This window comes from Acinetobacter sp. WCHAc060033, from assembly GCF_004209125.1.
In the GTDB taxonomy this organism is placed as follows: domain Bacteria; phylum Pseudomonadota; class Gammaproteobacteria; order Pseudomonadales; family Moraxellaceae; genus Acinetobacter; species Acinetobacter wuhouensis.
Map to the genome: position 1 here is coordinate 67,095 of NZ_SGSW01000021.1, position 10,645 is coordinate 77,739.

The 10,645-nt window shown below is 38.6% G+C and carries 11 protein-coding genes; 1 reads left to right on the top strand and 10 read right to left on the bottom strand.

All coding sequences use genetic code 11. The annotated features are described in order from the left end of the window. Positions 1-28: 28 nt before the first annotated feature. Positions 29-310 carry a type II toxin-antitoxin system RelB/DinJ family antitoxin gene (locus EXE10_RS11205; protein WP_068973347.1) on the bottom strand — a complete coding sequence of 94 codons (282 nt, stop codon included), beginning with the start codon at positions 308-310 and terminating at the stop codon, positions 29-31. Between the two features lie 166 nt (positions 311-476). On the opposite strand from EXE10_RS11205, the gene EXE10_RS11210 reads away from it, so the two are divergent. After that, on the top strand, positions 477-1,382 hold the full coding sequence (locus EXE10_RS11210) for a LysR family transcriptional regulator (protein WP_130113418.1): 906 nt from the start codon (positions 477-479) through the stop codon (positions 1,380-1,382). 15 nt (positions 1,383-1,397) lie between these two features. Here the strand turns inward: EXE10_RS11210 and EXE10_RS11215 are convergent, their stop codons facing one another. The 9 genes from EXE10_RS11215 to EXE10_RS11255 form a co-directional block, all read right to left on the bottom strand. Next, on the bottom strand, positions 1,398-2,141 hold the full coding sequence (locus EXE10_RS11215) for a sulfite exporter TauE/SafE family protein (RefSeq protein WP_130113419.1): 744 nt from the start codon (positions 2,139-2,141) through the stop codon (positions 1,398-1,400). Between the two features lie 110 nt (positions 2,142-2,251). Then, positions 2,252-2,455 carry a hypothetical protein gene (locus EXE10_RS11220; RefSeq protein WP_068973345.1) on the bottom strand — a complete coding sequence of 68 codons (204 nt, stop codon included), beginning with the start codon at positions 2,453-2,455 and terminating at the stop codon, positions 2,252-2,254. Between the two features lie 69 nt (positions 2,456-2,524). Beyond that, positions 2,525-2,812, bottom strand: coding sequence for a chorismate mutase (locus tag EXE10_RS11225; RefSeq protein ID WP_068973406.1), 288 nt, complete (start codon positions 2,810-2,812; stop codon positions 2,525-2,527). Continuing rightward, positions 2,793-4,148 carry a hypothetical protein gene (locus tag EXE10_RS11230; protein WP_130113420.1) on the bottom strand — a complete coding sequence of 452 codons (1,356 nt, stop codon included), beginning with the start codon at positions 4,146-4,148 and terminating at the stop codon, positions 2,793-2,795. Before EXE10_RS11230 ends, EXE10_RS11225 begins: the two co-directional genes overlap by 20 nt. A gap of 241 nt (positions 4,149-4,389) precedes the next feature. Next, positions 4,390-6,219: a dihydroxy-acid dehydratase gene (gene ilvD, locus EXE10_RS11235; protein ID WP_068973343.1), complete on the bottom strand. Its 1,830-nt coding sequence runs from the start codon at positions 6,217-6,219 to the stop codon at positions 4,390-4,392. Positions 6,220-6,575: 356 nt separating this feature from the next. Next, positions 6,576-6,998 (bottom strand): hypothetical protein, encoded by a 423-nt coding sequence (locus EXE10_RS11240; RefSeq protein ID WP_130113421.1) that lies wholly within the window; start codon positions 6,996-6,998, stop codon positions 6,576-6,578. A 39-nt stretch (positions 6,999-7,037) separates the two neighbouring features. Next, a complete protein-coding gene (locus EXE10_RS11245; protein WP_130113422.1) occupies positions 7,038-7,457 on the bottom strand; it encodes a hypothetical protein in 420 nt (139 codons plus the stop codon). A gap of 42 nt (positions 7,458-7,499) precedes the next feature. Further along, the gene (tpgA, locus tag EXE10_RS11250) at positions 7,500-8,294 is read right to left on the bottom strand and encodes a trimeric autotransporter adhesin/peptidogylcan-associated protein TpgA (protein ID WP_130113423.1); all 795 of its coding nucleotides are present in this window, start codon (positions 8,292-8,294) and stop codon (positions 7,500-7,502) included. 58 nt (positions 8,295-8,352) lie between these two features. Then, positions 8,353-10,645 (bottom strand): YadA-like family protein (locus tag EXE10_RS11255; protein ID WP_171478503.1); only part of this gene is annotated, 2,293 nt, incomplete at its 5' end.

Consider the following 10,645-nt stretch of genomic DNA (forward strand, 5'->3'; position numbering starts at 1 on the left):
GTCAGAATAACTCACTAAGACAGCTCGCTTATTTTTCATTGTTTTGTTCGAGCTCATTGAACAACTCTTCTACAGTTTCAAAACGTGCTTTTTTCTTTTTAATCAACTCATCTGCTTCATTCATTGCCGCGACAGTTTGAGTATTCGGTACACGTACATCGAATGGAATGGCTTGTTCAGCAACAACACGAGTTAAAAAAATTCGGACAGCATCAGAAACAGATAATCCCATTGCTTTCAAAGCTTGCTGTGCTTGTAGTTTAGTTTCATCATCAATTCGTACATGCAACATAGAAGTTTGTGAAGTCATAATATTACTCACACTTTTGTATCTCATTTGAGACTCATCATTACATATAATAAAATAAACCGATGCATTTTTAATCACAAAATAGTAAATAGATATGAGTAACAACACCGTCATCTGTGCATTAACTCAGCTATAATCACGCTAAATAAATAATCCAATGACCACCATGCGCCTAGACTTTTTTGATCTACAACTCTTCCTCAATATTGTGGATACAGGTAGCCTAACCAAAGGTGCAGAGCGTTCATCCATCTCATTACAAGCAGCCAGCGAACGCATTAAAAAACTCGAACAACAATACTCAACACAACTTTTTACGCGCCATGCTTCGGGTGTCAAACTGACACTTGCTGGACAGACATTTGCGGAACAATCATTATTGTTGATCCAACAAGGTAAAAAGCTTGAACAAGCCATGTCAGCCTTTGCAGAGGGTCAAACCACGCAAATGACCTTGTGGTGTAATTCTTCCGCACAGAGTGAATATCTTCCCCTACTCCTACCCCAGTATTTAGTCGAAAATCCACATATTCAAATCGACCTACAAGAAGCTGAAAGTAGTGATATTATCCAAAATATCGAAAAAGGCGTTGCTAAACTTGGTTTAATTTCGAGCTTCTTTAATCATCATCAATTACAAACTTTAGAATTTTCTGATGATCCCTTGGTGCTGATTTGCCCACCCAATCATCAGCTCAAAGAAACCAAACAATTGCAATTGGCTGACATTCTCAGCTATCCATTTGTTGGGCTGATGCAATATCACTCACTACAACAATCTATTGAAAATCAAGCGAAATTACTCAATTGTGCAATTCAATATCGTCTTAGGCTACCCAACTTCGCTGCGATTGCTCAAGTGGTTGCCAGTGGCGTTGGTGTAGCTGTTATGCCAAAACGCGCAGCACAACGTTTAAATCAGCTTTATCATTTTCATCAAATTGAATTGGTTGGAGAATGGGCAAAACGTGAATTACTTTTGGCAGCTCAAAACTTTGATCAACTACCAACGGCATATCAACACTTCGCCCAATTTTTAATTTCACAGAAAGCAAAATTAATTTTGGATTAGATTGTTAGATGGATTTTAAATCACACCAAACTGATGAAACACTGAATACAAACCAAAAATCACCAAGCCACAAAAGAATACTTTACGAAATTTTTGCTCTGGAATGCGATAACGAATCTTGGTTCCCACCCACATTCCAATCAATGCAGGAATGAGTGCAATAAGAGATAATTTATAATCAATAGGCGTATTTTCCACTGGATTTAAATGAAGAAATACCGCCAAACAAATTGTTGAAACCGTAAAAGCCAAACCCAAAGATTGAACTAAATCATCACGTTTAAGTTGTAATGATTGCAAATAAGGTACAACGGGAATCACCACCACACCTGTTGCAACGGTCAAAGCACCACCTAAATAACCCATGATCGGAGAAAGCCATTTTTCATGTGGTGCAAGATTGGGCATGCTTTTGGAAAATAGCCCATACAATCCATAGAGTGCTAGCATTCCCCCCAATAAAGCTTCACTCTGAAAACCACCCTGTGAATGTCCTAAGGTTGGGAAAATACTCCAAATTGAACCAATGATAATTCCGAGTAATAAGGGATAAAAACGCCGCACTAAACGCCAAACATTGCCTTCAGCAAAGAGTTGCCAAAAATTGGTCACCATTGAGGGAATAATCAATAAAGTCGCTGCTTGGAAAGGACTAATCACTAAGCTTAATAACCCCATCGACACAGCAGGCAAACCTAAACCAATCGTGCCTTTAATCATTCCTGCAATGCCAAATACAGCAATTACAAAACCCATCATAACGTCATCACCTCAATATTCTGAAGCAATGCTACGTCAAAGTGAAAAACTGAAAAATCACTGTTTTTAGGAGAGAGCCTCAATAAAAAGTTGAGGCTAAATTTATATGACTATAAAACATGAATCGAAAAGCAATTACATCCGCAATGAAAACGAACAACTTGTGCAGGTTTTGGAATTTTCCCACGGCGTTTTGCTTTTGAATTTTCGATTTCTATTGCACGTTTAATTTCATTCAATTCTGCACGTGACAATCTTTTATTATTTCCTGTAGCGCTACGTTCTCTTTCACCTGCAATGCGAATGCCAGACATGGCTATTTTCCTGTTTATACTTCTGATCAATGTGAGCGATTTGCTCAATCAAAAACAATACGCTCAATATTAAGGACGAATCTCTTTTAATTCTCGTTGGATAAAATGCTGAATCATTTCGCGATACAACATCTCAACTAAATCAGGATTTGTCCCGACATCAAGCGCCTTTTGACGAACTTTATTAATCACTTGTTGCACACGTTCAGGAGATTGTACATCTTCAGCTGTACGCTTAAATCGAACCGCTTGATCCACATAATATTGACGTGTTGCAATTAACTCTATCAATTCTTGATCTAAATGATCAATGCGATCACGGACTTGCTCTAAAGATTCACATTTCTCTTTTTTCATCATTGGTTTCTTCTATATCCTGATCTTGCGTGATGTGTTGAGCTCTTTCTTGCTCATTTTCTGCTTTATACTTCTGTTCTAACACATTACTGAAAATACTTTCAATCATCCAAACACGATATAAACTATTAAATACGTAACGTTTTCCTTCAATACGCAATTCTAAAACAGGAAAATCAGGTTGATGCTTCTCAGCACACAATTGATCATTAGTTTTTAATAAGGCTTCCACATCCTCATCAGTCAGTTTTTCGATCCCCAAATCCTGCTGAATTTGCTGCACATGCGCTTTAAAGGATAAATCACGTCCTTTGGTCCACACTGCTTGTAAAATGTCGTACATGGCATCAATACGTTGTTCTTCAGGCACACTATAATAAAGTCGTGCCATATTGAGTGTACTGTCCACAGTTGGACGACAGAATGGCGTGAATTTGACTTCTGTCCGTTTAGAAAGACGCGTCGCCAAACTCCAATCAAAAAAGTCCCGACCGTGATAACTTAAAGGGTGCAAATTCAATTGAATATTATAATAATTTGCCAATTCTTCTTTGATATAAGCCAATAACAACCAACTAATCGGGTCTTCTAAAGCAATATATAAATCCAACTCTGGATGCATGGCTTGAATTTCAGCAAGCTCTTCTGCATCACTCATCAAATGTTCACGCCATTCAATGTGATTAATCAGGAAAATTGGATTATCAATTAAAAGTTTTTGCTGTTTTAAACGGCGGGTTAAACGTAATAAATCATCAACCGCGTGGTATTTACGACCACCAAACTCAAAATAACTTTCTAAAACAGGGGTCTGATCAAAAATTCGTTCGGGAAAACTTTGTGGTTTTTGATGCTTACTCGCCATCACGTACAATGTACGCAATTTGCCATATTGCTGTTGCCACAACATATGAAACACATCTTCGAGTAAATATAGAAAGTTCTGACCTGTAAGCGGTGTATTTCTCAGAATTGTTTCCGCTTGTTGTAATGCTTCTGGAGTGGGTTGTTCTGGTTTTTCATCGTCATAACTAAAACGATGTTGATTTGCTAAGATTCTGGCATCTTCTAAACTATAATTGCGCCATTCTTCTATAGACATGCCATTGGGGGGTTCTGCTGAAGTATTGGAAATAATGACTTTCAATGGTTTCAAATCATCATTTAAAATTTCTTCTAATTGCGGCAATTGCTGAACCGCAAGATAACTATAAACATCATCCAAACGCAAATAAATACTCAGCCCTTGCTCCGTAGATAACACCTCTTGTCGAACAGGTTTCTGGTAAAACCAACTCGATCGGATTGGATCAAACCAACGGCGTAACAGTGACATGTGGGGGCCTCTAAAAAGCACTGAATAAATAAAAATACGTGAGTGAAACTCGTTCAAGCATATCATTCATTGACTGGAGATGCTGAAAAAAATAATCTAAATCAGATCACGAAAAATTTATAACAATTCCTTTAACAATGATCAATATCCTAAAACCTACGAAAAGTGACGTAATTCGGTCAATACAATAAAAAAGCACCCAGCTTGTGAGTGCTTTAATGATGTAAATAAAGTTTAAAACTTAGATTTCGCGTACAGCACCTTTCGATGCACTTGTCGTATGCATTGCGTATGCTTTCAATGCTTTAGAAATCTTACGAGGACGTGGTTCAGCAGGATGCCAACCTTTTTCCTCTTGTGCAGTACGACGAGCAGCCAAAGTTGCATCATCTACAGCTAAATTAATCGTACGATTTGGAATATCGATTTCGATCAAATCACCATCTTCAACCAAACCAATAGCACCGCCTTCTGCTGCTTCAGGAGAAACGTGACCAATCGAAAGACCTGACGAACCACCTGAGAAGCGACCATCTGTTAATAGCGCACAGTCTTTACCTAAACCTTTTGATTTTAAATAACTGGTTGGATACAACATTTCTTGCATCCCAGGACCACCACGTGGACCTTCATAACGAATTACAACCACATCACCCGCTTTGATACCACCGCCTAGAATGCTTTCTACCGCAGCATCTTGGCTTTCAAATACACGAGCTGTACCATTAAATTTGAGGATTGAATCATCAACGCCCGCAGTTTTTACAATACAACCTTCTAAAGCGATGTTGCCGTAAAGTACAGCCAAACCACCATCTTGTGAGAATGCATGTGCAACATTACGGATCACACCACCTTCACGGTCGCCATCTAAGCGAGAATAATAACGGTCTTGTGAGAATGCAGTTTGCGTCGGTACACCACCCGGTGCGGATTTAAAGAAGTTGTAAACATCTTCATCTTCAGTACGGATAATGTCCCACTTGTCCAAAGCATCTTTTAAGGTTTTTTCATGTACTGTAGGCACAGAAGTATCCAATAATCCTGCACGGTCTAATTCACCCAAGATCGACATGATTCCGCCTGCACGGTGAACATCTTCCATATGGACATCTTGTTTCGCAGGTGCAACTTTACACAGTACAGGTACTTTACGCGATAAACGATCAATATCGGTCATGGTAAAGTCAACTTCGGCTTCATTTGCCGCAGCCAATAAATGAAGTACGGTATTGGTTGAACCACCCATTGAGATATCTAAAGTCATCGCATTTTCAAACGCTGCTTTAGTGGCAATTGAACGTGGTAGCAAGCTGTAGTCATTTTGCTCATAGTGACGTTTCGTGATCTCTACGATTAATTGACCTGCTTTTTCAAATAATTTTTTACGGTTGGCATGAGTTGCAAGTGTTGAACCATTACCAGGTAAAGATAAACCTAATGCTTCAGTTAAGCAGTTCATCGAGTTGGCAGTAAACATACCTGAACATGAACCACAGGTTGGGCATGCAGAACGCTCGTATTCTTTGACTTCTTCATCAGTAAAACTGTCATCTGCCGCAACGATCATCGCATCAACAAGATCGATTGCGTGTTCATTGCCACGAATTTTGACTTTACCCGCTTCCATTGGGCCGCCTGAAACGAATACCACTGGAATGTTTAAACGCATAGATGCCATCAACATCCCTGGGGTGATTTTGTCGCAGTTTGAAATACAGACCATCGCATCTGCACAGTGTGCATTGACCATGTATTCAACAGAGTCCGCAATCAAGTCACGTGAAGGCAGTGAATAGAGCATGCCATCATGCCCCATGGCAATACCATCATCCACAGCAATGGTGTTAAATTCCTTTGCCACACCACCCGCTTGTTCAATTTGACGAGCAACCAATTGGCCTAAATCTTTAAGGTGAACATGACCTGGTACAAATTGGGTAAATGAGTTGACCACTGCAATGATTGGTTTACCAAAATCTTCATCTTTCATTCCTGTTGCGCGCCATAAGCCACGCGCACCAGCCATATTTCTTCCATGTGTCGATGTTTTTGAACGATAATCTGGCATTATAATTTCCAACAATATTTGAGCTGAAATGAATGATTGAATTCATTTTGGCAGAATAAAACTGATAATCAGTCGAAATATATACACATCATACTATAAGTTCACATAGAGCCAATGCTCTTATGTACGCTCTTTTTTTAAACAAGACGTGTTATGTTCTATTTCAACAGACTTTATAGGTAAATTGAATATTGATGTTTAATATAACGCTATAGCATCCGATAAAACACACCACTTGCATGAATAATTTTTTATTTTTTAATAAAAAAAATTTATTATTATTTAATTTAACCTAAATTTTATTTTATAAAAAAGACTTCCGAAGAAGCCTTTTAAGATTTAACATTTGAACAATCTTATTTCTGTTTAATCAAATACAGCCCTGTACATTGCTTACCCGCAGCATCAATACAAAGTTCAGCAGTTTTAGCAGAAAGCCATTTTAAACTTAAACGAATATCAGCATTGGTATAGTCAACAGCTTGATTGCCACAACTCGGTTGCTTATTATCCGTTTTGACCTTCATCGCTAAAACATCTAAATCTTGTGCTGCTTGACTTCTCAATATCGCAAAATCACCCGTCATTTTCTTTTGTTTAGCACTATAATTGAATTGTCCAGGCTTGGTAAATTGGTAAGTTTCAGTACATTGCATTTTCGCATTGTATATAGACCATGTACCCCAAAAGTCATTAGTTAAATTAACTTGTTTTTTATCAAAAGCTTGTGCTTGAAAAACCAATCCAAGACCAAGCACCGCAATTGCTATTTTCTTCATTCATTTCTCTCTAAGTTTTATATCGTTATAAATCAGATATTAGTTATTTGGACGTAAGTAGACTGGACAGTTTTTTCCTAAAGCATCTAAACAAAAATATATTTTTTTATCCGACTCTTTCTTTAAAAAATTGGTTGTAGATGTACCTGATTGATTAACTCTACTTCCTACACAATCAGGCTGCTGATTATCTGTGACAAGGCTAATCACCACCGCAGGCAGTTCAAAACCGTTGTCTTTTGAAAGGAAGCTATATGTCCCTGTCACTCGTTCTTGATTACTCTCAATAAACACTTCACCTGAAGGCATAAAATGATACTGTTCAACACACATTGTCCCTGGTTGGACTAATCCCCAATTTGACGTTTGCTTTAATAGGTCGATTACCGTTGTTCTATCAGCCCACGCTGACATCGATATTGTTATCAATAAACCTAAAGGTATGAATCTCTTTTTCATTGTTTCACCAAATTTAATTTTATCTTCATTACACTTTTTTGCTTACCATGTAATGTTCACTCGGCGATTTGGGGCTAAACATTCAACCAGCTGAATTTTTTTATTCATCTCAGTGCATTTTTGATATACATCAGTTTTACTTTCGGCCGAATATTCAATCTGATCCGCAGGAATACCTTGTTGTTTCAATAGTTCTACAACTGTATTCGCTCTTGCTGCTGATAACTGTTGATTATATTGAATTGATCCTAAACGATCAGTATAACCTGCGACAAGTATTTTTTTATTTGCATTACGTTGTTTGATTTGGCTGGCAACTTTTCCAATGACTTCTGGATTTTTCACCCCTTTTAAGTCTGCATGATCGAAATAGAATAGAATACTTGCAGAGTGATCTGTTTGCACTAAATCTGTCTGCTCTGTATCAGATTGATTATTGACTCCCCAAGCCATAAGCCCTTGGCATTGCTCACCTTTCCAGTTCAAATTCTCAGATAAATAGTTTTTATCAAAATCAATCCGTAACTGGCAACGCTTATATTGGTTTGAATTGGGTTCTCGAATATCTAAGATATAATTCCATGTTTTAACCGCAAATAACCCCACAGAAAAATGTGGTTCACCCAAAATATGACGAATTTGATCCTTGGTTAAACCCTGATCTAAACGTGCAACATTGTCGTATTCATAACGATTGACTTGCTTTAAGTAACTGTCTTTTACATCAGGAAAATGTACTTCTTGAGGATCATTGATTGGTGACTCAACGGCATGACTAAAAGACATCACAAGACCACTGATTACACTAAACAGAATTTTTTTATTCAATGTTTTCATTTTTTATCTCTCTAAAATAGGGAAGAAAGGAAGATCCGAAGACCTTCCTTGTGATTTTTTAGTCAATGACACCACTGATACCAATACGGACACTTGGATCACCTTGTGAAGCTGCTGCAACGCCACCAGTAATTGACCAACGTCCATTATCAGCCGTTTTTCGTAAGGTCACACCGACAGCATTTTCACCACCATGATATGCCGCACCTGCTGCATAGGTATATTTACCAGGGACATAAGGTGCTGACTCAAGTGCCATTGCAGCTGCGATACCTGCATTGGCTTTTTTCTCTACATCATCAATTTTGTTATTGGTGATACGGAATGCATCGTCAAGTTTATTGCTCACATTATCAATCTTATTACTCAATGCCTGATCCGCTTGGTTCAACGCATCTATCGCGCCACCGACATTATCAAGCTTCTTATCACCGACTGTATAACTTGGTGCAGTAAAGCTTTGAGTAATATTGTCATAGCCTGCACCACCACCAAGGTACTTAGCTACAGTATCAAGTTGTCCAACATTTACTGCATCATTGGTTGCTTTACCATTAGCAACTCCAGTCACTACACGGTTACCATCTTTACTTGCCACATTGACTGTTGCACCACCAGTATCACCACCTACTGTAATTTCTCCATTAGGATCTTTCTGTTTCACAACACCTAAAGCACCATTATTGATGTCGTTTTTGATATTGGTAATATCTGAACTATTTTGAGTAATCTGACCTTGTAAATTATCACGCACCTCTGCAAGTTGACCACCATTCACAGCATCTTTAGAGCCTTGAGCAACATTACCATTTTTAACATTGGTAATAATTGTTCCATTTTCACCTTCTAATGTGAGTTGATTTTTATTGATCGTACCATCAGTATTTTTGTCATACTTCGCTGCTTGATCATTATTTTGACTAGCTTGGGTCATTACATTGTTAATCGCTGTATCAAATTGATCTTTATTTACAGCATCAGTTTTATTCACGCCTGCAGCAACATTGCTAATCACTTTATTACCAGCATTGATACCTGCCGAACTGAGGCTTGGTCCACCTACAATATAAACACCACCTGAAGTAACCGATGTATTTCCTACGGTTAATCCATTTGCATTCAATACATTACCAGCAGCATTAATTGAATTCACAGTAATGTCATCTTTTAACTTAACTGATAGTTTTGCATTACCATCCGTATCGTTTACTTGATTGACATCAATGTTACTACTGCCTGCAAATTCAACCGCTTTAGTTGGCTTAATCACTTGGCTAGTGCCATTTGCTTTCACTGTCCAACCTGCATTTGCTGCGCCGTTCGCATCTGCAATTTTTTGTTCAAGTGCTGATTTAATCGTATCAACTTGACCACCAGTCACTGCATCTTTTGAACCTGCTGCAACTGAACCTTCACCTACACCTGTGATGATTTTGTCATTGGCATTGATACCATCTTTGCCAACTGTCACACCACCTGCGTTTAAGCCATCTTTGCCTACAGTGACTGCACCGTTATTGATGTTTAGACCATTCGCACCATAAACAGTCGTATTGGTTCCATCTTTAACTGTGGTTCCTGTAGCCGTTTGAATCGTCGTGTTGCCTTTACCATCAGTCGTTTCTACTGAAGTTAAGCCAACTAGATCTTTGTTCAAGCTGAAATCAATAGTATTGTCTTTTTTAACAACTGTAAGATTCGCTTCATTATTCGCTGTACCTATATCAACTGTATCGCCAGCTTTGATCGCTGCACTGCCTGTACCATTGCTTGCTAGGTTCCAACCTGCATCCAACGCACTGATTGCATCGCCGACATTGGTTTTATCTACACCATTGACTGTATATTTCGGTGCACTGATGTTACCTGTAGCTGAATCGTATTTCGCTCCGCCACCCAATGCATTCGCTGTACTTTGACCTACATTGTTTGTTGCATCTTTGCCGTCTTGTCCTGCTTTGGCAATTTGGCTTTCTAGATCAGTTTTGATCGTGTCAACTTGACCACCAGTGACTGCATCTTTCGAACCAGCTGCAACTGAACCTTCACCAACACCGGTGATGATTTTGTCATTGGCATTGATTCCATCTTTTCCAACTGTCACACCTCCAGCATTTAAACCATCTTTGCCGACAGTCACTTCACCGTTGTTGATGTTTAGACCATTCGATCCGTATACCGTTGTATTGGTGCCGTCGGTAACTGTGGTTCCTGTTGCTGTTTGTGTAGTGGTGTTGCCTTTACCATCTGTCGTTTCTACTGAAGTTAAGCCAACTAGGTCTTTGTTCAAGCTGAAATCAATAGTGTTGTCCTTTTTAACAACTGTAAGGTTCTCTTCGTCATCTGCTGTT